This window comes from Caulobacter sp. GW821-FHT12D05 (assembly GCF_058807295.1).
On the sequence record NZ_JBXAQO010000003.1, the window covers coordinates 218,047 to 241,501 of the forward strand.

A 23,455-nucleotide genomic window follows, 5' to 3' on the forward strand; every position below is an offset into this window, starting at 1 on the left:
CAAGTTTTCCCCCCATTTTGTCGACCAGACTGCAATAGCTGCCATCGGCAGCGCAACCGGGTTGGCGGCCTTGCCGAAATGTCGGAGACAGGAGGCATAAAAGTGGAGGACGGCATGAACGGCGCGGACGCCCTGATCACCACCCTGGCCGACAACGGGGTTACCGCCTGCTTCGCCAATCCCGGCACCAGCGAGATGCAGTTCGTCTCGGCCCTGGATCGCGAGCCGCGCATGCGCTCGGTGCTGTGCCTGTTCGAGGGCGTGGCGACCGGGGCTGCCGACGGTTATGGCCGCATGGCCGGCAAGCCCGCCTGCACCCTGCTGCATCTGGGCCCCGGCTACGCCAATGGCGCGGCCAACCTGCACAACGCCCGGAGAGCGTACACGCCGGTGGTCAATGTCATCGGCGACCACGCCACCTATCACCGTGGTTTCGACGCCCCGCTGAACAGCGACATCGCCGCCCTGGCCGCGCCCAACTCGCTGTGGGTCAAGTCGGCCGAGAGCGCCGATAGCGTCGGGCCACTGACCGCCGAGGCCATCGTCGCCAGCTACGGGACGCCCGGCGGCAACGCCTGTCTGGTCCTTCCGGCCGACGCGGCCTGGAACGAGGCGACCGTGAAGGGGCCGGTGGTGACGCCGCCCGCCTTCGCCAAGCCCGACAAGGCCGCCATCGAGAGTGTGCGCAAGGCGCTGTCCTTCGCCAAGAAACCCGTGCTGCTGCTGGGCTCGGGCGCGTGTGGCGAGGCCGCCCTGGCCGCCGCCGGCCGCTTGGCGGCGCATGGCGTGCGCGTGCTGACCGACACCTTCACCGCCCGCCAGGCGCGCGGCGAAGGCCGCTTCCGGCCCGACAAGCTGCCCTATTTCGCCGAGCAGGCCCTCAAGGACCTGGACGGCGTCGATCTGATGATTCTGGTCTCGACCGCCCGGCCGGTGGCGTTCTTCGCCTATCCCGACAGGCCCAGCGTGCTTGTGCCCGAGCACTGCTCGGTCGAGACCCTGTGCGGTCGCGAGGTCGATGCGGCGGCGGCGCTGAACGCCCTGGCCGACGCGGTCGGCGCGCCGGCCTCCGGACCGGTCGAGACCTATGCCGCGCCCGAGGCGCCGGCCGGGCGGTTCGACGCCTGGGCCATCGGCGCCTCGATCGCCAAGCACATGCCGACGGGCTCGGTGATTTCGGACGACGCGGTGACCGCCGGCCTGCCGATCTTCACCCAGACCAAGGCCGCCCGCGCTCACGAGTGGCTGTCGCTGACCGGCGGCGCGATCGGCCAGGGCATCCCGCTGGCGCTGGGCGCGGCCGTGGCCTGCCCGGACCGCAAGGTGCTGGCCCTGACCGGCGACGGCGCGGGCATGTACACGGTGCAGGGCCTGTGGACGATCGTCCGCGAGCAGTTGGACGTCACCGTCGTGGTCTTCGCCAACCACGCCTACCGCATCCTGGGCATCGAGCTGGGCCGCACCGGCGCCGGCAACCCCGGACCTGCGGCTTCGCGGCTGCTCGACCTGGGTGATCCGCGCATCGACTGGGTTCAGGTGGCCCAGGGCATGGGCATGACCGCCGAGCGCGCTGAGACGGCGCAGGCCTTCGATGACGCCTTCGCCCGCGCCATGGCGACGCCCGGTCCGCGTTTGATCGAGGCGGCGCTCTAGCGGGGCAGGGCGGCGTCCAGCGCCTGGGCGATGGCGGTCATGGCCGCCAGGTTCGGGTGATAGGGCGCGGCGCCCGGCGCCGGGTAGTCGTTCATCCAGGGCTGAGCCGCGCAGGCGTCATGACCTCGGCTGAAGTCGTCGGTGGTGATCACCGTGGCGCTACCCGACGTGGCGGCTTCGCGGGTGATGGCCGACAGCCGCGCGGCCTTGGCCCGCGCCGCGTCGGCGTCCGCATCGCTCAGCGGCGTGGCGGCGCAGGCGCCTTGCGGCGGCAAGATCGTCGGATATTCGACCAGCACGATCTTGGCCTTCGGCGCCCGCTGCCGGATCGCCGCGACCATGTCGGTCATGGCGGTTTTCAACGCCGCATAGTCCGCTTCGCCGGGCGTCGTCGCTGGCGCGCAATTGGCTTCGCCGAGCTTGCGGCACGAGGCGCCGTAGAGCCCGCCGACCAGGCCGATGTCGTTGCCGCCGATGGTCACCGTGACCAGGGCCGTGTCGGGCGTCACCGCGTCGATCTGGGCCGGCAGTTCGCCCCACGGCTGGAGGATCGCCGAGGTCTTGGCCCCGCTGCAGCCGACATCGACCAGCGTCAGGCCGCGCTTGGCCGCCAGCTGCTGGGCGTAGTTCCGCGTCGACCGCGCACACCGGGCCGGAGCGCCATCCTGATAAGGCGCGATCCCCAGGCCGGCGGCATAGGAGCTGCCCATAGAGACGTAGCGCTCACCGGCATGAGCCGTCGAGGCGATGAGGGCGAAGGCGAGGGTCAGGGCGCGGAGCATGACGAGAGCCTAGCCAGCCCTTCGGTCAAAAAGAAAGCCCGCCCGGAACGCTCCGGGCGGGCCTCTTCATTCAAGCTCTAGGCTGGGATCAGCTCTTGACCTTGTTGGTCGGCAGCTTGCAGCCGCCGCCGATGCCCTTGGCCTGGACGCAGGAGAGGAACTCCTTGGCGGCCGGCTTGGCGACACCGGTCGGATAGCCCAGCACCCAGCCCGGCAGACCGTCCGAGCAGGCGACTTCGACGAAGCCTTCAGTTTCGGTCGAGCCGATCACGCGGGCGTCCGAGACCTTGCACGAGGCCTTGTTGAAGCCGACCAGGTCCTGGCTCAGACGCGCGAACTGCGTGTCCTTCTTGGTGAAGCTGCAGCGATAGCCGTTGAACTCGGCCGTCAGGCAGTCGAACACCGTGCCGCCGGTGGCGGTGAAGACGGCGATGCCGCCGACTTCGCTGTTCTTGCACTTCAGCTCGACGATTTCCTTCTTCGGGTCTTGGCTCGGCAGCATGCCGTACTTTTCGACGTCGCAGGGGAAACCGGCCTTGGTCGCCAGCTTGCTGTAGAAGCCGGCCTGTTCGGTCTGCGCCGCGACCGCGTCGGTCATGGTGCAGCCGCCGCCGACGAAGCCGGCCTGGGCGCAGGGGATGGCCCGAGCGAAGGCGCCCGAAGCCGCCGTCTGCTGGTACATGTAGCCCTTGCCGTCCTGGCACGAGACTTCGAAATAGTTGTCGGTCTTGGTGCTGAGGACGTAGCGCTTGTCCTTGACGGCGCAAGCAGTACCCGCGGCCGCGGCGCCGGTGTTCAGCGTGTTGACGACGGCCAGCTGGGTCTCACGGTTGGTGAGCTTGCAGCTGACATTGCCGCCTTCTTCGTACAGCAGGCAGCTGTTCACCGTGACTTCGCCGTTGATGTTCAGCGGCGAGACCGTCTGGACGATGTAGCCGGCGCCGCCCTTACAGGCGACTTCGAAGTACGAGTTCTTGGCGCCCGAGCCGATGGCGCGGGTGTTTTCGATGTCGCAGGTCGCGCCGCCCTTCTTGACGAACGGGGCCAGGCCCGCGCCGGGGTTGGCGTTGCCGGGCAGCACGCAGGCCAGGCCGCCGGTCTTGCCGTCCGGACCCGGTTGGCTCGATTCCAGGCAGGTATAGATCTGCGGCGCGACGTCCTTCTTGGCGATCAGCGCGAAGCCCATGCCTTCGTTACAGGCGACTTCGTAGTACTTGGAGCCGGCCTTCTTGTCCTCGCCGATGAAGCGGGCGTCCGAAACCGTGCAGCCAGCGCCGGTGGCCTGGATCAGGGCCGGGGCGTCCTTCATGCCCGCTTCACGCGATTTCGCGTCGACAGCGGCGGGCTTGCCCTTCTCTTCCTTCTGCGCCGAAATAACGACTGCAGGGGTCAGAATGGCGACCGCGAGGGCGGCCGTCAGGCCGATCGCGAAACGCTTCATGGGAAATGTCTCCTGGGTGGATTCCTCGCGCGGACATAAGCGCGTGCCGGTACTAGGGGTCAAGATACCGTCCGACCTGGGCATGATGATGACTGGGTTCGGAGGCAAAAAATGGGTCAAATCAAGGACGAGCGCCGGTTGAACGGCGTCTGAAGGGAACGCGATGCGCGACGGATTCGAAGAGAGCGAGACGGCCGAAGAGACTCAGGAGCCCCGGAAGGGCCGCCTGGTCTATCCGTTCGAGACCGCGCCGGAGCAGGGCTCGGGCCAGGCGGTCGAGGTCGCGCCGGGCGTCCTGTGGCTGCGCATGCCGTTGGGCGGCTCGCTGCAGTTCATCAATGTCTGGGCTATTGCCGACGGGGAAGGCTGGGCGGTGGTCGACACCGGCGTCCAGACCAAGGAGACCAGCCAGGCCTGGCGCGCGGCCTTCGCCGACGCCTTGGGCGGCAAGCCGGTCACGCGGGTGATCTGCACCCACCTGCATCCCGACCATGTCGGCCTGGCCGGCTGGATGACCCGCAAGTTCGACTGCCGGCTGTGGATGACCCGCCTGGAATATTTCCAGTGCCGGATGCTGGTGGCCGACACTGGCCGCGCGGCGCCCGAGGACGGGGTGAAGTTCTTCCACGCCGCCGGCTGGGACGAGGACGCCATCGAAAACTACAAGGCCCGCTTCGGCGGCTTCGGCAAGGCGATCTACGCCCTGCCCGACAGCTATCGCCGCCTCAGCGACGGCGAGGATTTCGACATCGGCGGCAGGACCTGGCGGGTGGTGACGGGGCAGGGGCACTCGCCCGACCACGCCTGCCTGTGGTGCCCCGAGCTCAACGTGCTGATCTCGGGCGACCAGGTGCTGCCGCGCATCTCGTCCAACGTCTCGGTGTTCCCGACCGAGCCCGACGCCGATCCCTTGAGCGACTGGCTGCGGTCGCTGGCCAAGGTCAAGGCGGCGGTGCCCGACGAGGTGATCGTGCTGCCGGCTCACAACGATCCATTCGAGGGATTGCACACCCGGATCGACGGCTTGATCTCGGGCCACGAGCGGGGCCTCTCGCGCCTGGAAAAGAAGCTGGCCGAGCCCAAGCGGGTGGTCGACACGTTCGGCACCCTGTTCGCGCGGCCGATCGGGCCGGACCTGCTGGGGATGGCCACGGGCGAGGCGCTGGCGCACCTCAACTGCCTGATCGGGCGAGGGCGGATCCAGCGCACCGTCGATGACGAGGGCGTGGGCTGGTATTCGGCAAATTCAAGCGCCGCCTAAAAACGCCCGTTTGACATTTCGCATACGAAACATAATCTGGCGCGCATGCCCGTGCCCGCCGACCGCCGCCTGATCTTCCTGCTCAACGCCGGCCATCGGCGCGTGCAGCGCTGGATCGAGGGCAAGATGGCGGCCAAGGGCGTCACCACCGCCGCGCAGTCGGGGGTGCTGTTCTATCTCGGCGAACAGGACGGGGCGCTGATCGGCGAGGCCGCCGACGCCCTGGACCTGGCCCCCTCGGCCATGACCGGCCTGATCGACCGCATGACCAAGGCCGAGCTGGTCGAACGCCGCGCCGATCCCAAGGACGGCCGCGCCATGCGCCTGCATCTGACCGACAAGGGCCGCGCCGCCCGCGAGGCGGCCAAGGCTGGCCTGGACGGCATCAACGCCCACCTGACCGAAGGCTTCACGGACGAGGAGATCGGCGTCGTCGCGCGCTGGCTCTCCAGTCTGCAGACCAAGTTCCCCAAGGGAGATCACCAATGACGGACCACGTTAAGGTCGAGATCGACGCCGGCGTGATGACGCTGACCCTGGCGCGTCCGGAAAAGAAGAACGCCCTGTCCAACGACATGTACGGCGTGCTGGCCGACAGCCTGGAGGCCGCCGAGAAGGATCCGGCCGTGCGGGTCGTGATCTTCCAGGCCGACGGCGACAGCTTCACGGCCGGCAACGACCTGCAGGACTTCGCCGCCCAGGCCACGGGCGCGGCCACCGGCGAGCGCCACGTGATCCGCTTCCTGAAGGCCCTGGCCAATGCCACCCGGCCGCTGGTCGCCGCCGTCCATGGCCAGGCCGTGGGCGTGGGCACGACCATGCTGCTGCACTGCGACCTGGTCTACGTCACGCCCGACGCGCGCCTGACCGTGCCGTTCGTCAACCTGGCCCTGGTGCCGGAAGCCGCCTCCAGCTGGCTGCTGCCGGCCCGTATCGGCCATGCCCGCGCCTACGCCATGTTCGCCCTGGGCGAGGCGATCGACGGCGGCACCGCCGTGGCCTGGGGAATCGCCAACGGCTCGGCCGAGCTGGCTGACCTGCGGGCCCGCGCCCGCGCCGCCGCCGACCAGCTGGCCACCCGCCCGCTGGGCGCCCTGACCACGACCAAGCGCCTGATGCGCGACGCCGAGAAGATCGCCGAGCTGATGGACACCGAAGGCGCGCTGTTTGGCGAACGCCTCAAGACCGCCGAAGCCCGCGAGGCCTTCATGGCCTTCATGGAGCGGCGGGCTCCCGACTTCTCCAAGGTCGGCTAGGCCGTGCTGCTGGCCGGGCTGGTCGCCGGCGTCCTGTTCCTGCTGGCGGCCGTGCACCTCTATTGGGGCTTTGGCGGACGCTGGCCCGGCCACGACGAGGCTTCGATGGTCGAGCATGTCGTGGGCCGGACGCGCGGCATGAAGGCGCCGAGCCTGGTCGCCAGCGCGGCGGTCGCCCTGGCGCTCGCGATCGGCGGCGGTTTCGTTTTGGCCAGCGCCTTGCCGCCGACGCCGTTCGAGCCGTGGCTGCAGGCCGCGCGCTGGGGTCTGTTCCTGGTGTTCGCCGGCCGAGGCCTGGCGACCTATGTCCCGTCCATCTTCCGCTATGCCGAGGGCACGCCGTTCTGGCGCCTCAACCGCCGCGCCTATGGGCCGCTGTGCCTGGCGATCGCCCTGGGGATTTGCGCCATCCAGATGTAGCGTTCCAGACAACAAGAATACGAGGGAGGAACATCATGAGCGATCGCATCACCTCGCCCTTCGGGGCGAAATCGACGGCGCGCGAGGTCGTCGCGGGCCATGACCTGTCGGGGCGGACGGCCATCGTCACCGGCGCGGCCACCGGCATCGGCGTCGAGACGGCGCGGGCCCTGGCCCTGGCCGGCGCGGAGGTGATCATCGCCGCCCGCAAGCCGGACCTGGGCGAGGAAGTCGCCAACGCGATCAACGAAGAGGCGGGCTCTAAGCGCGCCAGCTTCGGCATGGTCGATCTGGCCAGCCTGGCGTCGATCCGCCACTTCGCCAACGTCTGGGGCGACCGGCCCGTCGACCTGCTGATCAACAATGCCGGCGTCATGGCCAGTCCTCTGATGCGCACGGCCGACGGCTTCGAGATGCAGTTCGGGACCAATCACCTGGGCCACTTCCTGCTGTCGGTGCTGCTGGCCCCGAACCTGGTCGCCGGCGCCAAGGCGTCCGGTAAGCGCTCGCGGCTGGTGTCGCTGTCGTCGATCGGCCACCGCCGGGCGGGGGTGAACTTCGACGACCCGAACTACGAGCATCGCGACTACGACAAGTGGGAAGCCTACGGCCAGGCCAAGACCGCCAACAGCCTGTTCGCGGTCGGCTTCGACAAACGCTTCAAGGACCAGGGCGTCAACGCCAACGCCGTCATGCCCGGCGGCATCATGACCCCGTTGCAGCGGCACATGTCGATCGAGGAACAGCGGGCCATGGGCTGGTTGGACGAGAACGACAAGCCGCGCGAGGGCTTCAAGAGCACCGAGCAGGGCGCGGCGACCAGTGTTTGGGCCGCGGTCGGTGACGAGCTGGACGGCGTCGGCGGGCTCTATCTGGAGGACTGCAACCAGGCGGTCCCGTGGAGCCAGGAGCGCCCTTGGAACGGTGTCATGCCCCATGCTCTCGACCCCGAAGCGGCCGACCGCCTATGGGACCTGTCGGTGAAAACGGTCGGAGCCGGCGCCTGATGGACAACCGGACTGTCCTGCGCCTGGCCGGCGTCGCCACGATCGTCGGGTCGGCCATCGATGTCGTCGCGCCGTTCCTGATCTATCCGCGCCTGGTCGATCCGCAGCCGCACCTCGTTTACGTGCTCATCGACCTCCTGCTGATGATCGGCATGCTGGGCGTTTGGTCGGCCAGCCGGCGGAGCGCGAGCGCCCTGGGCCTGATCGGCTTCGTGCTGGGCCTGCTGGGCGTGATGCTGGTGCGGACCTCGTCGGCCAAGATCTTCGGCGAGGCTTCGTACATGATCGCCTCCAGCGTCTGGTCGATCGGCATGGTGGTCTGGGCCATCGACCTGCTGCGAGCCAAGGCGTTCCGCATCTCCGCCGGGCTCTGGATCGCGGCGCTCGTCATCGGCCTTGCGGGGCTGGCGCTGAAGGATCAGGGTCCGATCGCGCACGTGGCCAAGATGAGCTTCATCGTGGGCTTCATCATCGCCGGCATCGACCTCGTCCGAACTCGGGAAGCACGCTCATGAGCCAAACTGGTCCCCTTGGGGGCAAGACCCTCTTCGTCACCGGCGCCTCGCGCGGCATCGGCCTGGCCATCGCCCTTCGCGCCGCCCGCGACGGGGCCAATATCGTCATCGCCGCCAAGACGGCCGAGGCCCATCCCAAGCTGCCGGGCACCATCTACACCGCCGCCAAGGAGATCGAGGCGGCCGGCGGCCAGGCCCTGCCGCTGGTGGTCGACGTGCGCGAGGAGGCCAATGTCCAGGAGGCGGTCGAGAAGGCCGTCGCCCAGTTTGGCGGGATCGACATCTGCGTGAACAACGCCTCGGCCATCTCGCTGACCGGCACGCTGTCGACCGACATGAAGCGCTACGACCTGATGCATCAGATCAATACGCGCGGCACGTTCCTGACCTCCAAGACCTGCATCCCGTACCTGAAGAAGTCGGCCAATCCGCACGTCCTGATGCTGTCGCCGCCGCTAGACATGTCGCCGCGCTGGTTCGGCTCGCACGTGGCCTACACCATGGCCAAGTTCGGCATGTCGATGTGCGTGTTGGGCATGGCCGAGGAGTTCAAGAGCGACGGGATCGCCTTCAACGCCCTGTGGCCCCGCACCGGCATCGCCACCGCCGCCATCCAGTTCGCCCTGACCGGCGAGGAGGGCCTGCGCCACTGCCGCACGCCAGAGATCATGGCCGACGCGGCCTATGCGATCTTCAACAAGCCGTCGCGCGAGCTGACCGGCCAGTTCCTGATCGACGACACCTTCCTGTACGGCGAGGGCGTGCGGGATTACGACCAGTACAAGGTCGATCCGGCCGCGACCCTGATGCCGGACTTCTTCGTGCCCGAGAGCAGCGAGCCGCCGCCGGGGGTGAAGATCGGCTAGCGCTTCTTCTTGGAGGTCGCTGCCTTCTTCGCGCTTGATTGGGCCGCGACCTCCAGCGACTTCCTCGACCATTCCAGCAGGATGTCCTGGTCGTCCAACGCCTCGGCCGGAGCGGTCCAGTAGGCCATCGGCTTGTCGTGACCGAACGGCGCGAAGGCGTGCGAGCCGGCGGCCTCGAACTCGCTCCTCAGGGTCTCGTCGCCCTTGAGGTACAGGGTGTCGTCGTCGATCAGCGCGAAGAACAGGCCGTTCGCATAGACGCCGACTCCGCCGAACATGGAGCGCGAGGTGATGTGGCCCAGCGGGGCCAGTTGCTCCAGAACGAAGTCCCGATAGTCCGCAGAGACCGCCATGCCTGTTTCCGTCCGCACCGCCACGCCCGCAGACGCCGCTTTGATCCACCAGTTCATCCTCGATCTGGCGGACTATGAAAAGCTGCTCGACACGGTGACGGCCAGCGAGGCTGATACGGCCGCCGCCCTGTTCGGCGACAATCCGCGCGCGTTCGCCGACATCGCCGAGCTGGACGGTCAGCCGGTCGGGTTCTCGCTGTGGTTCTACAACTACTCAACCTTCGTCGGCCGGCACGGGATCTGGCTGGAAGACCTGTTCGTGCGGCCATCGGCGCGGGGCTCGGGCGCCGGCAAGGCGCTGCTGGTCAATCTGGCCCGGCGCTGCGTCGCCGAGGGGCTGGGGCGCTTCGAATGGTCGGTGCTGGACTGGAATGCCCCGTCGATCGCCTTCTATGACAGCCTGGGGGCGGCCACGATGGACGAGTGGCTGATCCGCCGCCTGACGGGCGATGGGATCCGCAAGCTGGCGGGCGTCTAGCTACTCCAACCGGTCTGCCTTGCGCAGGTCGGGGAACAGCCAGGCCCAGGCGGCGGTGACCGCCATGGCCCCGACGCCGCCAAAGACCGCAGCCCCGATCGGACCCAGCAGCCAGGCCGCCGCCCCGCTCTCGACCTCGCCCAGCTCGTTGGAGGCGCTGATGAACACGCCCGAGACGGCGGCGACTCGCCCGCGCATGTGGTCCGGCGTGACGATCTGGACCAGGGTCTGGCGGACATAGACGCTGAGCATGTCGGCGCCGCCCAGCACGGCCAGGGCGGCCACCGACAGCCAGACCAGCTTGGAGAGGCCAAACACCACCGTGGCCAGGCCGAAGACCGCGACACCCGCGAACATGATCAGACCCGCATGGCGACGGATCGGCTGGCTGGCCAGGTAGACGCCGACCAGCGAGGCGCCGATGGCCGGGGCCGCGCGCAGCAGGCCGAAGCCGCCGGGCCCGATATGCAGCACGTCCTTGGCGAACACCGGCAGCAGGGCCGTGGCCCCGCCCAGGATCACCGCGAACAAATCCAGCGAGATCGAGCCGAAGACGATCTTGTTGTTCCAGACATAGGCCAGGCCTTCCTTGATCAGGTCGACGCGCGAGCCGGGCTGGGTCTCGGGCTTGGTGTTGCGGCGGATCGACAGCGCCAGCAGGGCGGCGACCAGGTAGAGGACCAGCGAGGTCCCGAAGGCCAGGGCCGGCGAGTGGATCAGCAGCAGGCCGCCCAGGGCCGGGCCGGCGATCGAGCCGCCCTGCCACGACAGCGAGTTCCAGGCGATGGCGCGCGGCAGCAGCGGGCGCGGCACCAGCATCGGCCCCATGGCGCTGCTGGCGGGCGACAGGAAGGCGCGGCTGGCCCCGAACAGCACCGAGATCGCGAAGATCGGCCACAGCTGGTGCGAGCCCATCAGGGCCAGGGTCAGCAGCACGCCGGCGCTGACGGCGTCCAGGGCCAGGGTGGTCGCGACGATCAGCTTGCGGGTCCGGCGGTCGGCATTCTCGCCGGCGACCAGGGTCAGCAGGAACAGCGGCACGAACTGCGCCAGGCCGATCATGCTGACCATGAAGGCCGACTCGCCGACCGAGTGGGTCAGGCGGGCGATGGCGTACACCTGCCAGCCCAAGGCGACCGACTGGATCTGCACGCCCAGGGTGGAGACGAAACGCGCCACCCAGAACAGCAGGAAGTCACGCTCCCGCAACAGGGCGCGGGTAGAGGTGTCGGGAACGGGCTCTGCGGCCGGGGACGCTGGGTCGGACATGGCGCCGAACATAGGGCCAAGCTGTCGCACCGCAACGTTATTGACCTGAGAAAGCCTTGGCCCTACAGCGCGCGCATCTTTTGGGAGTTTCAGGGCATGCGACGCCTGCGACGAATTCAGCGCGAACGCGCCACGACCTGAAGCCCTCCCGGTCGCGCCTTCGCGTCGGGAGCCCCCGACGCCCTTTCGCATTTCCCGAAGGCCGATGACCTCCGTTCAAAAGACTATTTCTCCCGCGCCCTATCCGCCGCTGGTCCATGAGACCCCGGCGATGGAGGCCGCTGTCACTCACCTGATCGACCGGGTCTTTGGCCCCGGCCGTTTCGCCAAGTCGTCCGAGCGCCTGCGCGAGGGCAACACCCTGCTGAGCGACTGCTCGTTCGTGGCCATCCGCGACGGGGCGCCGGTCGGCTGCTGCCGCATGTGGCCGGTGACGATCGGCAGTGAGCCGGTCGCGTTCCTGGGTCCGCTGGCCGTCGATCCCGACGAGCGCAGCGCGGGCCTGGGCCAGGCCTTGGTCGAGAGCGCCGTCGAGGCCGCCCGCGCCGCTGGCTGGCGGGCCGTGCTGCTGGTTGGCGACGGTCCTTATTTCGGCCGGGTGGGTTTCACCAACGCCCACACCGCCGGCGTCGTCATGCCCGGCCCCGTGGACCAGCGCCGCGTGCTGCTGTTGCCGCTACGGCAAGGTGGCGACGAGGGTCTGTCGGGTCTCGTCGCCATCGATCCGCGCGCTTGAGTGCCGGGCTGGTACGGCCTAACTGATCAGTGATGACCGATACGCCGAAAGCCGGACTGGACGGCGTCGCCCAAGCTGCGAAGGCGGCCGGCGTGCGCGGCCTGCCGCCGGTGCATCTGTGGAACCCGCCCCATTGCGGCGAGATCGACATTCGCATCCGCAAGGATGGGGTGTGGTTCCACGAAGGCACGCCGATCGGCCGCGAGGCTCTGGTGCGGCTGTTCTCAACCGTGCTGCGGCTCGATCCGGACGGCTATCACCTGGTCACGCCAGTGGAGAAGATGAAGATCACGGTCGAGGATGCACCGTTCATCGCCACGCGGGTCGACCGCGTGGGCGAGGCGCTCGTCTTCCAGACCAATGTCGGCGACGAGGTCGAGGCTGGTCCCGACAACGTCGTCCGTGTCGAGATCGACGCCGCGACTGGCGAGCCGCGACCCTACGTCCACGTCCGTCGCGGCCTGGAGGCCCTGATCGCCCGCCCGGTGTTCTACGAGCTGGCCGAGATGGCGAGCCTCAACGGCGACACCTGGGGCGTGACCTCGAACGGGGCCTTCTTCCCGATCGCCCCGCCCGGATCGGCGCCGGCATGACGAGAGATGAACGCCGCGCCTGGATCACCAGCCGCCTGCATCCGATCGCGGACTATGATCCGAGCCTCGCCAACCCCATGCGGTCCGACTACGACCTCAATCCGGGGCTGAAGGTCGACAATCCGCACGCCTTGCGCCCCGCCGCCGTGCTGGTGGGTCTGATCGAGCACGAGGAGGGCCTGACGGTGCTCCTGACGCGCCGGTCCGACACCATGCGCAGCCATACCGGCCAGATCGCCTTCCCCGGCGGTCGTTGCGACCCTGGCGAGCTGCCCTGGGAGACGGCCCTGCGCGAGGCGCAGGAAGAGGTGGCGCTGGACCCGGCCCGCGTGACCCTGGCCGGCCTGCTGCACGGCTATCAGACGGTGACCGGCTTCTACGTCACGCCGGTGGTCGGTTTCGTCGATCCGAAGGCGACTTTCACGGCCAGTCCGGAAGAAGTGGCCGACGTCTTCGAGACGCCGTTCGAGTTCCTGATGGATCCGGCCAACCACCAGCGCCAGCACCGCGAGGCGCCGGATGGCGCGCGCCGTCACTTTTACGCCATGCCGTGGAACGATCGGTTCATCTGGGGCGCGACGGCGGGCATGCTTCGGTCGCTGTACGAGGCGCTTTACGACGAAAACGGTCGTCACCCCTCCGAACAGGGCGTTTGACGGCTGGCGAAAACAGGGCCTCCTGGCCTAACAATGTCGCCCCCTAGACGGGCGCAACGCATGAGTGGGAACAGGCGTGAGCACTGAAACGATCGGCCCCGCGCCGTGGATAACCTCGCCGGAGACGAAGGCGGTGATCGCCGCCCTGGAGGCGCGCGGCTATCCGGGCTGCGCGCGGTTCGTCGGCGGCTGCGTGCGCAACACCATCATGGGCAAGCCGGTCGACGATATCGACATCGCCACGACCCTGACGCCCGACCTGGTCATCGACGCCCTGGAGCAGGCGGGCCTGCGCGCGATCCCGACCGGCGTCGACCACGGCACCATCACGGCGCTGTCGGGCGGCCAGCCCTACGAGATCACCACCCTGCGCAAGGACGTCTCGACCGACGGTCGCCGGGCGGTGGTGGCCTTCACCCAGGACTGGGGCCAGGACGCCGAGCGCCGCGACTTCCGCTTCAACGCCATCTATGCCGACGTCGAGGGTCACCTGTTCGACCCGACCGGTCACGGCATCGCCGATGCGCGCGAGGGCAAGGTGGTGTTCGTCGGCGATCCGATGACCCGCATCCGCGAGGACTATCTGCGCATCCTGCGCTTCTTCCGGTTCCAGGCCTGGTACGGCAAGGGCGAGGCCGACCAGAAGGGCCTGGCCGCCTGCAAGGCGCTGAAGGGCATGGTCTCGGGCCGCGCCGCCGAGCGCACCCAGAAGGAGCTGATGAAGATGCTGGCCGCGGAAGATCCGCGCCCAGCCTTCCGCCTGATGGCGGCCACGGCGGTGCTGGGCTCGATCCTGCCGTCGGTGAAGTCGCTGGCCCGCTTCGAAGCCCTGGTCGCCATCGAGACCGAGCAATTGTTCGAGAACGATCCCGACCTGCGCTTGGCCGCCCTGATCCCCGACGACGCCAAGGTCGCCGAGCAGGTGGCCGAGCGCCTGCGCCTGCCCAATAATGTCCGCGACCGCCTGGTCGACGCCGTGGGCAAGAACCCGCGCGTCGTCTCATGGATGAGCCCGCGCGAGGCCCGCCGCGCCGTCTACGGCCTGGGCGTGCGCGCCTTCAGTGATCGGATCAAGCTGGCCTGGGCGGGCTCGGGCCGCGACTCCACCGCCCCGCAATGGCGCGCCTTGCTGGCCCTGGCCGAGACCTGGACCCCGCCGACCTTCCCGCTGTCGGGCGACGAGATCATGATGGCCGGCGTGCCCAAGGGCCCGATGGTCGGCGAGGTGATGCGCGAGATCGAGATCTGGTGGATCGACCAGGACTTCATCGAGGACAAGTTCAGCGCGATCGAGCGGCTCAAAGCCGTGGCTCAGGGGATGGTCTACTAGGATGAAGATCGGCCTGCTTCAGACCGGCCATCCGCCGGGCGACCTGGCGGAGACCTACGGCAGCTATTCGGCGATGTTCGAGGCGCTGCTGGGCGATGGGCACAGCTACCAGGTCTACGACGTCGAGGCGGGCGAGTTGCCGGCCGATCCGGCCGAGAACGACGCCTATGTCATCACCGGCTCGGCGGCCGGGGTCTATGATCCGTTGCCGTGGATCGAGCCGCTGAAGGCTTTCCTGCGCCAGGCCAAGGGCGAGCAGCCGCTGGTCGGTGTGTGCTTTGGCCACCAGATCATGGCCGAAGCGTTCGGCGGCAAGGCCGAGAAGTCCGACAGGGGCTGGGGCGTGGGCCTGCAGGCCTACGAGGTGTCGGCGCACGAACCCTGGATGGACGATGCGGCCCATGTCTCCGTGCCCGGCTCCCACCAGGATCAGGTGACCGCCCTGCCGCCGGGCGCGCGGGTGCTGGGTGGCAGTGCGTTCACGCCCTACGGCATCCTGGCCTATGACGACGCCAAGGCGATCTCGATGCAGTTCCACCCGGAATTCACGCCGGCCTATGCCAAGGCGCTGATCGAGGCCCGGCGCGGGACCCGCTTCACCGACGAGCAGGCCGACGCGGCGATCGCCAGCCTGAGCGCCACGAACGACCGCGTGCGGATGGCCCAGTGGATCGGCCGGTTCCTGGCTCAGGAAACTCAAGGGTAAGCTGAAGCGTTCGAGTCCGGACCCTTCCGGAGAGAACGCTCATGCGCGCCGCTACCGTCGTCATGCTTGCCGGGGCCGTCGCGCTCGCCGGCGCCGTTGTCGCCGGCGCCCAGACCGCGCCTGATACGGCGGCCAAGCCCGCGCCGGTCGCGCTGAAGACCGCCGCCAGCTTCCAGTCCATCAAGGATCCGGGCGCGCGTTCGGTCGCCCTGTTCCAGGAAGCCGGCAAGGTGATCCAGAGCCCGCGCTGCCTGAACTGCCACCCCGTCCAGCGCGCCCCGACCCAGGGCGACGACCTGCATCCGCACAATCCGCCGATGGTGGCCGGCGACAGCGGCCATGGTCCCGCCGGCCTGGCTTGCTTCTCATGCCATACGGCAAAGAACGTCCCGACCTGGGGTCAGGACATCAAGAGCATCCCCGGCGATCCCAAGTGGGCGTTGGCGCCGGCCGAGATGGCCTGGCAGGGCAAGTCGCTGGCGCAGATCTGCGCCCAGATCAAGAATCCGGCGACCAATGGCGGCAAGTCGATGGCGCAGCTGCACGACCACATGGCTCGGGACCACCTGGTCGGCTGGGCCTGGAACCCCGGCGCGGGCCGCGTTCCTGCCCCGGGCACGCAGGCTCAGTTCGGCGAGCTGATCAAGGCGTGGATCGACACGGGGGCCAAGTGTCCCCAGTCACCCAAGGCTTAGAGCCACTTCACCGTCGGCGGCATCGAGCTGAGGATCGATTCGACATTGCCGCCGGTCTTCAGGCCGAACATCGTGCCGCGGTCGTAGAGCAGGTTGAACTCGACGTAGCGGCCGCGCTGGACCAGCTGCTGCTCGCGCTCGTCGGCGGTCCAGGCCTCGCCCATGCGGCGACGGACCAGCTCCGGATAGATCTCGAGGAATGCCCGCCCGACGTCCTGGGTGAAGGCGAAGTCCTTGGACCAGCTGCCGCTGTCGTGGTGGTCGTAGAAGATGCCGCCGATCCCGCGCGGCTCGTTGCGGTGGGGCAGGAAGAAGTACTCGTCGCACCAGGCCTTGTACTTGGCGTACCAGTCCGGATCGTACTTGTCGCAGGCCCGCTGGTAGGCGGCGTGGAAGTCGATGGCGTCCGGGAAGTCCTGTTGGCGCTGGTAGCCGAGCAGGGGCGTCAGGTCGCCGCCGCCGCCGAACCAGCTCTTGGTCGTGGCGATGAAGCGGGTGTTCATGTGCACGGCCGGCACGCGCGGATTGGTCATGTGCGCGATCAGACTGATGCCGGTGGCGAAGAAGCTGGGATCCTCGGCCGCGCCGGGCACGGTCTTGGCCATTTCGGGCGTGAAGGTCCCGTGCACCGTCGAGACGTGGACGCCGACCTTCTCGAACAGCCGGCCATGCATCATGCCCATGACGCCGCCGCCGCCGGCCGGCCGGTCCCACGGCTTCTTCTCGAAGCGGCCGGGTTTGCCCGGATAGAGGTCCGCCGGGGCCTCGTCCTCGAGCTGTTCGAACGCGGCGCAGATCTGGTCGCGCAGGCTTTCGAACCACGCCTTGGCGCGGGCCTTCTTGGCATCGAGGTCCAGGGTGTCGAGGTCTTGATCGGTGCTCATGCCGTCGGATTAAGCCGCTCGGCGTCGCCGCGCAAATAGGGCACCGCGCCTAAGGGGCGGACCGGAGCCTGAAATTGCGATGGCTCATGGCGCCGGCGCAAGCGGTCCCCGTCTTTCTACAAAAGAAATGATCATTCTAGATTGTTCAAATGAAAATACAGCCTTCAATTGTTTTGCGCATTCGCGCGACATGGAGGGTTGGATGAAACTGAAGACCATCATGAAAGCCGCCGCGGCCGCGACGCTGCTGGGGCTGAGCCTGTCGCTACCCGCTTCGGCGGCGCTGCAAAACGGCTGGGACCGAGTCTACTACTCCGACGAAACGCACGCCGAGATCGTTGGTGAGCGCACGCTGTACTGCTCCGGCCAGCAGTACCAATGGTGGGGAACGACATCTCCCTACTTCGAGCAGGATACGTTCGAGTGCCAGACTGACCCGCCGCCGACGCCAATCCCGGGGCCGAAAAACCCTTAGACGTCGATATTCGACAAGAGGCGGCGGGCGCGGTTCTGATCTACTACCTATAGCGAAGTCATTCCGCTTGGGGATCGAACCATGCCCGCCGCCAAATCCGCCTCGAATGTCTGGATCGCCCAGGGCGTCCGCACCCCCTTCGCCAAGGTCGATGGGCCGCTGGCTTCGTACGACGCGATCGAGCTGTCGGTGCCGGTGGTCAAGGCCATGCTGGCCCAGGGCGTGAAGCCTGACTTCGCGGTCTGGGGCACGGTCATTCCGAACCTGACCTGGAGCAACTTGGCGCGCGAGGTGCTGCTGGACGCCGGCGGCGATCCGACCATCCCGGCCTTCTCGACGATCATGGCCTGCTCGACCAGCATGATCGGCGCGATCGAAGCGGCCGGCATGGTCGACGGTCGCGGCCGGGATCTCGCTTTGGTCGGCGGGGTCGAGAGCATGAGCCGGGTGCAGATCGGCCTGTCGGTCGCGCTGTCGGACTGGATCCGCAAGTTCCAGGGCGCCAAGACCGGCGGGCAACGGCTGCAGGCCCTGGGCGCGCTGAACCTGAAGGACGTCAGGCTCTTCATTCCCAAGGTCGCCAACCGGGTCACCGGCCTGTCGATGGGCGAGCACACCGAGATCACCGCCAAGGAATGGAACCTGTCGCGCGGCGACCAGGACGCCCACGCCTTCGCCAGCCACCAGGGCGCGGTGAAGGGCTGGGAGGAAGGTTTCTTCGACGACCTGGTCATCCCGATCGGCGGCGCCAAGCGCGACACCATCCCGCGCAAGGACTCGACGCTGGAGAAGCTGGCCAAGCTGGGTCCCGCCTTCGATAAGACCAGCGGCAAGGGCACGCTGACGGCCGGCAATTCCTCGCCCCTGACCGACGGGGCGGCGGCGATCTGGGTCGGCTCCGAAGCCGGCATGGCCCGCCTGCCGGGCGAGACGCCGAAGGTGAAGATCGTCGACTACGAGGTCACCTCGATCGACCTGCGGCATGAGGGCCTGCTGATGGCCCCGGCCTATGGCGTGCCGCGCATGCTGGCCCGCAACGGCATGACCTATGCCGATGTCGGCCTGTGGGAGATCCACGAGGCCTTCGCGGCCCAGGTGCTGTCGCACATCGCCGCCTGGGAGAGCGCCAAGTTCCTGTCGGAGAAGGCGGGTGTCACGGCGCCGATGGGCGCTTTCCCGCGCGAGCGGATGAACCCGTACGGCGGGTCGCTGGCGCTGGGTCACCCGTTCGGGGCTACCGGGGCGCGGATCCTGAGCCAGGCGGTGAAGGAGCTGGCCGCCCGTCCGAAGGGCGAGCGCGCCATCGTCAGCATCTGCGCCGACGGCGGGCAGGGGACGATAATGCTGCTGGAGTCGGCTTGAAGCGCTGTAGGGCCGAAACCTCGTCCTTCGACAGGCTCAGGATGAGGTTTCTACTGAAGCGACGTCAAAATTAGCCCTCATCCTGAGCTTGTCGAAGGACGAGGGCGGACCCTCAGGTCAACGCCGTGAAGATCAGGGCCACGACGGCGACGTCGAAGATGCGGATGGCGACGGACAGCATGGCGGGCTCGCGGCGTTGATATCGTCAACGTCCAAGCAAGTTCCGCGCCAGCCCGGCGGTTCCCGTTTCGGGACCCGGGCGAGCCCTAGATGTTGGTCTTCTTCAGCAGGCCTGTTGGCGGACGACGATCGGCGGGGCCGGAATATTCCGTCCCGAGATAGGTCGATCTGGCCGTATCGAGCACTTCCTGCCCACCGCGCAGGCCGCGCTTCTGACCCGACTGGCCCATGACATGGGCGGCGAAGGCGGCGAAGCCTTCGCGACGCGGTGGGTCCTGGCGCGGTGGGGGGGCGTCTTCCTCCACGACGAAGACGGCCTCTTGCTCGTCCTCAGGACGTCGGTCATCGCGCGGCGCCGGCAAGGCGCGGCGTGCGGGACCTGGGCGTCGAAGAGGATCGATCGGGCCGTTCATACCCGAATTCGTAGAGCCGAGACGGTTAAGATCGCCTGGACTGTTGTGGTTAAGACTTGTTCGCCAACTTCGCGAGCTGCTCCTGCATCGCTTCCATCTGGCGCTTCAGCTCGGCCAGGGAATCGTCGCCGGCCGGGGCGGCGGCGGGAGCCGGAGCGGCTTCGGCCGGGGCGGCGCCGGCGTCCTCGGGGCGGACATAGGCGAACGGCGAGAACATCTTCATGGCGCGGTCGAACAGGGCCATGTTCTGGCGGATCTGTTCTTCATAGACGCCCATGCCAGGGATCTTGCCGGGGGCCAGCCCTGCGAACTGGCCGCGCATGCGTTCCTGCTGCTTGGAGAAGCTCTCCAGCGACATTTCCAGATACGACGGCAGGAAGGCCTGCATCGAATTGCCGTAGAAACCGATCAGCTGGCGGAGGAACTGGATAGGCAGCAGGTTCTGGCCGCCGCCGCGGTTTTCTTCTTCGAAGATGATCTGGGTCAGGACCGAACGGGTGATGTCGTCATTGGACTTGGCGTCATAGACCACAAAGTCGACGCCCTCTTTCACCATGTCCGACAGGTGTTCGAGGGTCACGTAGGACGAGGACGCCGTGTTGTAGAGGCGACGGTTGGCGTATTTCTTGATGATCACGCGCTGACCGGCGGCCTTCTCGGCGCCGGCGGTGCTTTCGCCTTTTTCAGGGTTCTCGGACATTTCGTTCCCTAGGGCAGCGGTTACATCCGCTTCTCGCACCGCACTATCGCTAATGCAAAGGCATGGCGCCAGTGGTCTGATGACTTGGAGCTGTCGCGAAGGCATGAAAATGTGGTCGTGACGCACGCGGCCGGATGTGCACTTTTGGCGCCGCACTGCAAAAACGGTGACGCTGCAACCGCGAAGGCGTCACGTCAGAACGTCACGGGAGCTATCCAATGAGCGACATCGTCATCGTCTCCGCCGCCCGCACCCCGGTCGGCTCGTTCAACGGGGCGCTCGCCAGCCTGCCCGCCTCCGACCTCGGCAAGATCGCCATCGAGGCGGCCGTGTCCCGCGCCGGCATCACGCCCGCCGACGTCGACGAAGTGATCCTGGGCCAGGTGCTGCAGGCCGCCGCCGGCCAGGGCCCGGCCCGCCAGGCTTCGGTCAAGGCCGGCGTCCCGGTCGAGAGCCCGGCCTGGAGCCTGAACCAGCTGTGCGGCTCGGGCCTGCGCGCGGTCGCCCTGGGCGCTCAGCAGATCGCCGACGGTTCGGCCAATATCGTCGTCGCCGGCGGTCAGGAGAGCATGAGCCAGGCGCCGCACGCCCAGAACCTGCGGGGCGGCCAGAAGATGGGCGACCTGCAATTCGTCGACACCATGATCAAGGACGGCCTGTGGGACGCCTTCCACGGCTACCACATGGGCCAGACGGCCGAGAACATCGCCAGCCGCTGGCAGATCACCCGCGAAGACCAGGACAAGTTCGCCGTCGCCTCGCAGAACAAGGCCGAGGCGGCCCAGAAGGGCGGCAAGTTCGACGACGAGATCGTCGCGGTCACCATCAAGGGCCGCAAGGGCGACACCATCGTCGACAAGGACGAGTTCATCCGCCACGGCGCGACGCTGGAAAGCGTCCAGGGCCTGAAGCCGGTCTTCAACAAGGAAGGCTCGGTCACCGCCGCCAACGCCTCGGGCCTGAATGACGGCGCCGCCGCCCTCGTTTTGATGAGCGCCGACGAAGCCGCCAAGCGCGGTCTCAAGCCGCTGGCCAAGATCGTCTCGTGGGCCAATGCCGGCGTCGAGCCCGAGATCATGGGCACCGGCCCGATCCCGGCCTCGAAGAAGGCGCTGGAAAAGGCCGGCTGGTCGGTTTCGGACCTGGATCTGGTCGAAAGCAACGAAGCCTTCGCCGCCCAGTCGCTGTGCGTGGTCCGCGAGCTGGGCCTCGACCCGGCCAAGGTCAATGTCAACGGCGGGGCCATCGCCATCGGCCACCCGATCGGCGCTTCGGGCGCGCGGATCCTGATCACCCTGGTGCACGAGCTGAAGCGCTCGGGCGGCAAGAAGGGCCTGGCCACCCTGTGCGTCGGCGGCGGCATGGGCGTCGCCATGTGTGTCGAAGCTCTCTGAGAAGAAGAGTTGGGCTGAGACAAAAACGTCGCGCAACCTTAGCCGTGGCCGCGCGCTTCCTCTTGCTGGGGCGCGCGGATCACGTGAACCATAAGAAAAATCGCGATCGGGAGAGATCAGATGACGAGAGTTGCGTTCGTGACCGGCGGCACCCGCGGTATCGGTCGGGCCATCTGTGAACGGCTGATCGCCGACGGCCACAAGGTGGCGGCGGGCTATTCCGGCAACGAAGAAGCGGCAGCCGCCTGCGCCAAGGAACTGGGCGTCATGGTCGTGAAGGGCAATGTCGGCCACTTCGAGGACTGCCAGGCGGCCGTGAAAAAGGTCGAGGCCGAGCTGGGCCCGGTCGACATCCTGGTCAACAACGCCGGCATCACCCGCGACGGCATGCTGCACAAGATGACCTATGAGCAGTGGTCCGAAGTGATCCGGGTCAACATGGACTCGGCCTTCAATATGACCCGCCCGGTAATCGAGGGCATGCGCGATCGCGGCTGGGGCCGGATCGTCAACATCAGCTCGATCAACGGCCAGAAGGGCCAGATGGGCCAGACCAACTATTCGGCCGCCAAGGCCGGCCTGATCGGCTTCACCAAGGCGCTCGCGCTCGAGAACGCCAAGAAGGGCGTGACGGTCAACGTGATCTGCCCCGGCTATATCGACACCGAAATGGTGGCGGCGGTGCCGGAAAACGTTCTGGCCCAGATCGTCGCCGGCATCCCGGTCGGCCGCCTGGGCAAGGGCGAGGAGATCGCCGACATGGTCTCGTTCCTGTCGGGCGAGCGGGCCGGTTTCGTGACCGGCGCGACGCTGAGCCTGAACGGCGGCCAGTACATGGCGTAAGCCAGGTCCTGACGACCTTCCCCGAAGCCTGGACTTGACGCCTGCTGTTGCAGTTTGGCCTCATGCGCGTGGCTTCGGGGTTTGGACGTTAACGCGTCCAAGATTCGCCCCAGTCGGCGGGCAGTACGGATCGCATGAAATTCTGTAAGGCGGAGCTTGGCGATTGGGGTGCGCGCGCGTCCCTGACCATCGCGGCTCTGATGGTCATGGCGGCGTCCGCGAACGCCCAGCAGCTGCCGCACGCGTTGCGGGACGCTCTGCTCGGCCACAAGGGCCCGGCGGAGGCCCGCCGAGTCACAGCCCCGCCCGTGGCCCGCTATGTCTCCGAAGCCGGTGGCGGTTTCATCTTCGACCAGGCCGCGCCCCGCCCCCTGATGAAGTTCGACAACAGCGCCGAGGTCTGGGTGCTGTCGCCGCAAGCCGCCTCGCGTGGCGACGTCATCTATCGCAACGACCTGGGCGAGCCCGTGCTGCGGGTGACCAAGCTGGGCGGGATGATCCTGTTCACCGACGACGCCCCGATGGGCGCGGCGGCCGCCCTGTCGGGCCGGGCCACCTCGATCCAGCCGCCGTCGATCCTGTCGTTCAGCGTCTTCGTCCAGCGGGTGCGCATCGCCACCGCCCGCGCCAGCCGCGCGGCCCAGCGCGACATCGAGTTCTCGACCGTCGAGGACGTGCGGCCCGAGACCTCGGTCCTGGCCGCCGATTCCGCCACCGTGGTCGCCGAGGCTTTCGAGCGCATGGCCCGCAAGGGCGATCGCTCGCTGATCTCGCGCATCGCCCGGGTGCTGCTGGCCGAGGGTCACAAGCCCGCCGCCAGCCTGAAGGATGGTTCGCTGACCATCACCTATTCGCCCGACCAGGGTGTGGCTGGTCGCCCTTCCTCCAAGCGCATCATCAAGGTGATCAACCGCTGACAGAGCGCGTCAGGCGAAGTGTGAGCGGTTCGCCGCCCGGACGCACTCCCGTCTCAAGGGTATCGCTTTGCAAATCTTGCAAGCGTAACCATAAGCGCTCAGTCGTCGTTTACTGGCCTCGAATAGCAGTGTTCGCTGTTCACGGCCTCCTGGCGCCGCTGCCCGCGCACAACCGCGCGTAATGCGACGCTAGCGAGGCTTTTCGCGCGTACGCAAGGTTCTATTGTCTCCTCATGGATAGCCCCGACATCGCCGAGGCGCCCGAACGTG

General features: G+C 67.8%; 29 protein-coding genes and 1 pseudogene. 22 read left to right on the forward strand and 8 right to left on the reverse strand.

Going from position 1 to position 23,455, the window contains the following annotated elements:
* Positions 1 to 114: 114 nt before the first annotated feature.
* Positions 115 to 1,653: an acetolactate synthase large subunit gene (locus tag AC1RRR_RS13925; protein ID WP_492813927.1), complete on the forward strand. Its 1,539-nt coding sequence runs from the start codon at positions 115 to 117 to the stop codon at positions 1,651 to 1,653.
* On the opposite strand, the gene AC1RRR_RS13930 is transcribed toward AC1RRR_RS13925, so the two are convergent.
* Complete coding sequence (locus AC1RRR_RS13930) at positions 1,650 to 2,435, reverse strand: SGNH/GDSL hydrolase family protein (protein ID WP_492813928.1); 786 nt, start codon at positions 2,433 to 2,435, stop codon at positions 1,650 to 1,652. The two genes, AC1RRR_RS13925 and AC1RRR_RS13930, sit on opposite strands and share 4 nt — an antisense overlap.
* Before the next feature lie 88 nt (positions 2,436 to 2,523).
* Positions 2,524 to 3,876, reverse strand: coding sequence for a hypothetical protein (locus AC1RRR_RS13935; RefSeq protein WP_492813930.1), 1,353 nt, complete (start codon positions 3,874 to 3,876; stop codon positions 2,524 to 2,526).
* A 163-nt stretch (positions 3,877 to 4,039) separates the two neighbouring features.
* On the opposite strand from AC1RRR_RS13935, the gene AC1RRR_RS13940 reads away from it, so the two are divergent.
* Genes AC1RRR_RS13940 through AC1RRR_RS13970 form a run of 7 tightly spaced genes read left to right on the forward strand, consistent with a single transcriptional unit; the run spans position 4,040 to position 9,201 of the window.
* The gene (locus AC1RRR_RS13940) at positions 4,040 to 5,137 is read left to right on the forward strand and encodes an MBL fold metallo-hydrolase (protein ID WP_492813932.1); all 1,098 of its coding nucleotides are present in this window, start codon (positions 4,040 to 4,042) and stop codon (positions 5,135 to 5,137) included.
* Positions 5,138 to 5,182: 45 nt separating this feature from the next.
* Positions 5,183 to 5,626 (forward strand): MarR family winged helix-turn-helix transcriptional regulator, encoded by a 444-nt coding sequence (locus AC1RRR_RS13945; RefSeq protein ID WP_492813934.1) that lies wholly within the window; start codon positions 5,183 to 5,185, stop codon positions 5,624 to 5,626.
* Positions 5,623 to 6,393 (forward strand): enoyl-CoA hydratase-related protein, encoded by a 771-nt coding sequence (locus AC1RRR_RS13950; RefSeq protein ID WP_492813936.1) that lies wholly within the window; start codon positions 5,623 to 5,625, stop codon positions 6,391 to 6,393. Before AC1RRR_RS13945 ends, AC1RRR_RS13950 begins: the two co-directional genes overlap by 4 nt.
* 3 nt (positions 6,394 to 6,396) lie before the next feature.
* Positions 6,397 to 6,813, forward strand: coding sequence for a DUF3995 domain-containing protein (locus AC1RRR_RS13955; protein WP_492813937.1), 417 nt, complete (start codon positions 6,397 to 6,399; stop codon positions 6,811 to 6,813).
* 35 nt (positions 6,814 to 6,848) lie between these two features.
* Positions 6,849 to 7,820, forward strand: a complete 972-nt coding sequence (locus AC1RRR_RS13960; RefSeq protein ID WP_492813938.1) for an SDR family NAD(P)-dependent oxidoreductase — start codon at positions 6,849 to 6,851, stop codon at positions 7,818 to 7,820.
* Entirely contained in the window at positions 7,820 to 8,335 is a 516-nt protein-coding gene (locus tag AC1RRR_RS13965; protein WP_492813940.1) for a hypothetical protein, read from the forward strand. The genes AC1RRR_RS13960 and AC1RRR_RS13965 overlap by 1 nt, the downstream gene beginning before the upstream one ends.
* Positions 8,332 to 9,201, forward strand: coding sequence for an SDR family oxidoreductase (locus AC1RRR_RS13970; RefSeq protein ID WP_492813941.1), 870 nt, complete (start codon positions 8,332 to 8,334; stop codon positions 9,199 to 9,201). Before AC1RRR_RS13965 ends, AC1RRR_RS13970 begins: the two co-directional genes overlap by 4 nt.
* Here the strand turns inward: AC1RRR_RS13970 and AC1RRR_RS13975 are convergent.
* Positions 9,198 to 9,611: a TfoX/Sxy family protein gene (locus AC1RRR_RS13975; protein WP_492813943.1), complete on the reverse strand. Its 414-nt coding sequence runs from the start codon at positions 9,609 to 9,611 to the stop codon at positions 9,198 to 9,200. The genes AC1RRR_RS13970 and AC1RRR_RS13975 overlap by 4 nt on opposite strands.
* On the opposite strand from AC1RRR_RS13975, the gene AC1RRR_RS13980 reads away from it, so the two are divergent.
* On the forward strand, positions 9,553 to 10,032 hold the full coding sequence (locus AC1RRR_RS13980; protein WP_492813945.1) for a GNAT family N-acetyltransferase: 480 nt from the start codon (positions 9,553 to 9,555) through the stop codon (positions 10,030 to 10,032). The two genes, AC1RRR_RS13975 and AC1RRR_RS13980, sit on opposite strands and share 59 nt — an antisense overlap.
* Here the strand turns inward: AC1RRR_RS13980 and AC1RRR_RS13985 are convergent, their stop codons facing one another.
* Positions 10,033 to 11,301, reverse strand: coding sequence for an MFS transporter (locus AC1RRR_RS13985; RefSeq protein ID WP_492813946.1), 1,269 nt, complete (start codon positions 11,299 to 11,301; stop codon positions 10,033 to 10,035). It abuts the gene before it with no gap.
* A gap of 96 nt (positions 11,302 to 11,397) precedes the next feature.
* Here AC1RRR_RS13985 and AC1RRR_RS13990 point away from each other — a divergent pair, with 96 nt between their 5' ends.
* From AC1RRR_RS13990 to AC1RRR_RS14020, 7 genes are all read left to right on the forward strand, one after another.
* Entirely contained in the window at positions 11,398 to 11,442 is a 45-nt protein-coding gene (locus AC1RRR_RS13990; protein ID WP_454718615.1) for a hypothetical protein, read from the forward strand.
* Between the two features lie 64 nt (positions 11,443 to 11,506).
* Positions 11,507 to 12,037 (forward strand): GNAT family N-acetyltransferase, encoded by a 531-nt coding sequence (locus AC1RRR_RS13995; RefSeq protein WP_492813948.1) that lies wholly within the window; start codon positions 11,507 to 11,509, stop codon positions 12,035 to 12,037.
* A gap of 32 nt (positions 12,038 to 12,069) precedes the next feature.
* Entirely contained in the window at positions 12,070 to 12,630 is a 561-nt protein-coding gene (locus AC1RRR_RS14000; RefSeq protein WP_492813949.1) for a DUF1285 domain-containing protein, read from the forward strand.
* Positions 12,627 to 13,286 carry a CoA pyrophosphatase gene (locus AC1RRR_RS14005; RefSeq protein ID WP_492813950.1) on the forward strand — a complete coding sequence of 220 codons (660 nt, stop codon included), beginning with the start codon at positions 12,627 to 12,629 and terminating at the stop codon, positions 13,284 to 13,286. The genes AC1RRR_RS14000 and AC1RRR_RS14005 overlap by 4 nt, the downstream gene beginning before the upstream one ends.
* 76 nt (positions 13,287 to 13,362) lie before the next feature.
* Positions 13,363 to 14,616, forward strand: a complete 1,254-nt coding sequence (locus tag AC1RRR_RS14010) for a CCA tRNA nucleotidyltransferase (RefSeq protein WP_492813952.1) — start codon at positions 13,363 to 13,365, stop codon at positions 14,614 to 14,616.
* 1 nt (position 14,617) lies between these two features.
* Positions 14,618 to 15,322, forward strand: coding sequence for a glutamine amidotransferase-related protein (locus AC1RRR_RS14015; RefSeq protein ID WP_492813953.1), 705 nt, complete (start codon positions 14,618 to 14,620; stop codon positions 15,320 to 15,322).
* Between the two features lie 41 nt (positions 15,323 to 15,363).
* A complete protein-coding gene (locus tag AC1RRR_RS14020) occupies positions 15,364 to 16,017 on the forward strand; it encodes an Isoquinoline 1-oxidoreductase subunit (protein ID WP_492813955.1) in 654 nt (217 codons plus the stop codon).
* Here AC1RRR_RS14020 and hemF read toward each other — a convergent pair.
* Positions 16,014 to 16,901, reverse strand: a complete 888-nt coding sequence (hemF, locus tag AC1RRR_RS14025; RefSeq protein ID WP_492813956.1) for an oxygen-dependent coproporphyrinogen oxidase — start codon at positions 16,899 to 16,901, stop codon at positions 16,014 to 16,016. The genes AC1RRR_RS14020 and hemF overlap by 4 nt on opposite strands.
* A gap of 202 nt (positions 16,902 to 17,103) precedes the next feature.
* On the opposite strand from hemF, the gene AC1RRR_RS14030 reads away from it, so the two are divergent.
* From AC1RRR_RS14030 to AC1RRR_RS14040, 3 genes and pseudogenes are all read left to right on the forward strand, one after another.
* Entirely contained in the window at positions 17,104 to 17,376 is a 273-nt protein-coding gene (locus AC1RRR_RS14030) for a DUF6289 family protein (RefSeq protein ID WP_492813958.1), read from the forward strand.
* Between the two features lie 81 nt (positions 17,377 to 17,457).
* Positions 17,458 to 18,738 carry an acetyl-CoA C-acyltransferase gene (locus AC1RRR_RS14035; RefSeq protein ID WP_492813960.1) on the forward strand — a complete coding sequence of 427 codons (1,281 nt, stop codon included), beginning with the start codon at positions 17,458 to 17,460 and terminating at the stop codon, positions 18,736 to 18,738.
* 19 nt (positions 18,739 to 18,757) lie between these two features.
* Positions 18,758 to 18,855, forward strand: a pseudogene (locus AC1RRR_RS14040) (hypothetical protein); the annotation flags it as partial.
* Here the strand turns inward: AC1RRR_RS14040 and AC1RRR_RS14045 are convergent.
* The 3 genes from AC1RRR_RS14045 to phaR form a co-directional block, all read right to left on the reverse strand.
* The gene (locus AC1RRR_RS14045) at positions 18,851 to 18,916 is read right to left on the reverse strand and encodes a hypothetical protein (RefSeq protein ID WP_125155815.1); all 66 of its coding nucleotides are present in this window, start codon (positions 18,914 to 18,916) and stop codon (positions 18,851 to 18,853) included. The pseudogene AC1RRR_RS14040 and the gene AC1RRR_RS14045 overlap by 5 nt on opposite strands.
* Before the next feature lie 88 nt (positions 18,917 to 19,004).
* On the reverse strand, positions 19,005 to 19,331 hold the full coding sequence (locus tag AC1RRR_RS14050; RefSeq protein ID WP_492813962.1) for a hypothetical protein: 327 nt from the start codon (positions 19,329 to 19,331) through the stop codon (positions 19,005 to 19,007).
* Between the two features lie 49 nt (positions 19,332 to 19,380).
* Positions 19,381 to 20,031 (reverse strand): polyhydroxyalkanoate synthesis repressor PhaR, encoded by a 651-nt coding sequence (phaR, locus tag AC1RRR_RS14055; protein WP_492813964.1) that lies wholly within the window; start codon positions 20,029 to 20,031, stop codon positions 19,381 to 19,383.
* Between the two features lie 218 nt (positions 20,032 to 20,249).
* Between phaR and AC1RRR_RS14060 the strand changes: the two genes are divergently transcribed.
* The 3 genes from AC1RRR_RS14060 (at position 20,250) to AC1RRR_RS14070 (ending at position 23,185) form a co-directional block, all read left to right on the forward strand.
* Positions 20,250 to 21,425 (forward strand): acetyl-CoA C-acetyltransferase, encoded by a 1,176-nt coding sequence (locus AC1RRR_RS14060; RefSeq protein WP_492813966.1) that lies wholly within the window; start codon positions 20,250 to 20,252, stop codon positions 21,423 to 21,425.
* Between the two features lie 120 nt (positions 21,426 to 21,545).
* Positions 21,546 to 22,268 (forward strand): beta-ketoacyl-ACP reductase, encoded by a 723-nt coding sequence (locus AC1RRR_RS14065; protein ID WP_492813968.1) that lies wholly within the window; start codon positions 21,546 to 21,548, stop codon positions 22,266 to 22,268.
* Between the two features lie 134 nt (positions 22,269 to 22,402).
* Complete coding sequence (locus tag AC1RRR_RS14070; protein WP_492813969.1) at positions 22,403 to 23,185, forward strand: DUF4908 domain-containing protein; 783 nt, start codon at positions 22,403 to 22,405, stop codon at positions 23,183 to 23,185.
* Positions 23,186 to 23,455 lie beyond the last annotated feature (270 nt).

Coding starts and splice junctions, on each gene's coding strand:
- AC1RRR_RS13940 (WP_492813932.1), top strand. CDS start 4,040: ATGCGCGACGGATTCGAAGAGAGCGAGACGGCCGAAGAGACTCAGGAG.
- AC1RRR_RS14005 (WP_492813950.1), top strand. CDS start 12,627: ATGACGAGAGATGAACGCCGCGCCTGGATCACCAGCCGCCTGCATCCG.
- AC1RRR_RS13935 (WP_492813930.1), bottom strand. CDS start 3,876: ATGAAGCGTTTCGCGATCGGCCTGACGGCCGCCCTCGCGGTCGCCATT.
- AC1RRR_RS14065 (WP_492813968.1), top strand. CDS start 21,546: ATGACGAGAGTTGCGTTCGTGACCGGCGGCACCCGCGGTATCGGTCGG.
- AC1RRR_RS13985 (WP_492813946.1), bottom strand. CDS start 11,301: ATGTCCGACCCAGCGTCCCCGGCCGCAGAGCCCGTTCCCGACACCTCT.
- AC1RRR_RS14030 (WP_492813958.1), top strand. CDS start 17,104: ATGAAACTGAAGACCATCATGAAAGCCGCCGCGGCCGCGACGCTGCTG.
- AC1RRR_RS14020 (WP_492813955.1), top strand. CDS start 15,364: ATGCGCGCCGCTACCGTCGTCATGCTTGCCGGGGCCGTCGCGCTCGCC.
- AC1RRR_RS13945 (WP_492813934.1), top strand. CDS start 5,183: ATGCCCGTGCCCGCCGACCGCCGCCTGATCTTCCTGCTCAACGCCGGC.
- AC1RRR_RS13930 (WP_492813928.1), bottom strand. CDS start 2,435: ATGCTCCGCGCCCTGACCCTCGCCTTCGCCCTCATCGCCTCGACGGCT.
- AC1RRR_RS14070 (WP_492813969.1), top strand. CDS start 22,403: ATGAAATTCTGTAAGGCGGAGCTTGGCGATTGGGGTGCGCGCGCGTCC.
- phaR (WP_492813964.1), bottom strand. CDS start 20,031: ATGTCCGAGAACCCTGAAAAAGGCGAAAGCACCGCCGGCGCCGAGAAG.
- AC1RRR_RS13980 (WP_492813945.1), top strand. CDS start 9,553: ATGCCTGTTTCCGTCCGCACCGCCACGCCCGCAGACGCCGCTTTGATC.
- AC1RRR_RS14035 (WP_492813960.1), top strand. CDS start 17,458: ATGCCCGCCGCCAAATCCGCCTCGAATGTCTGGATCGCCCAGGGCGTC.
- AC1RRR_RS13965 (WP_492813940.1), top strand. CDS start 7,820: ATGGACAACCGGACTGTCCTGCGCCTGGCCGGCGTCGCCACGATCGTC.
- AC1RRR_RS14015 (WP_492813953.1), top strand. CDS start 14,618: ATGAAGATCGGCCTGCTTCAGACCGGCCATCCGCCGGGCGACCTGGCG.
- AC1RRR_RS13975 (WP_492813943.1), bottom strand. CDS start 9,611: ATGAACTGGTGGATCAAAGCGGCGTCTGCGGGCGTGGCGGTGCGGACG.
- AC1RRR_RS13970 (WP_492813941.1), top strand. CDS start 8,332: ATGAGCCAAACTGGTCCCCTTGGGGGCAAGACCCTCTTCGTCACCGGC.
- AC1RRR_RS14060 (WP_492813966.1), top strand. CDS start 20,250: ATGAGCGACATCGTCATCGTCTCCGCCGCCCGCACCCCGGTCGGCTCG.
- AC1RRR_RS13950 (WP_492813936.1), top strand. CDS start 5,623: ATGACGGACCACGTTAAGGTCGAGATCGACGCCGGCGTGATGACGCTG.
- hemF (WP_492813956.1), bottom strand. CDS start 16,901: ATGAGCACCGATCAAGACCTCGACACCCTGGACCTCGATGCCAAGAAG.
- AC1RRR_RS14000 (WP_492813949.1), top strand. CDS start 12,070: ATGACCGATACGCCGAAAGCCGGACTGGACGGCGTCGCCCAAGCTGCG.
- AC1RRR_RS13925 (WP_492813927.1), top strand. CDS start 115: ATGAACGGCGCGGACGCCCTGATCACCACCCTGGCCGACAACGGGGTT.
- AC1RRR_RS13960 (WP_492813938.1), top strand. CDS start 6,849: ATGAGCGATCGCATCACCTCGCCCTTCGGGGCGAAATCGACGGCGCGC.
- AC1RRR_RS14050 (WP_492813962.1), bottom strand. CDS start 19,331: ATGAACGGCCCGATCGATCCTCTTCGACGCCCAGGTCCCGCACGCCGC.
- AC1RRR_RS13995 (WP_492813948.1), top strand. CDS start 11,507: ATGACCTCCGTTCAAAAGACTATTTCTCCCGCGCCCTATCCGCCGCTG.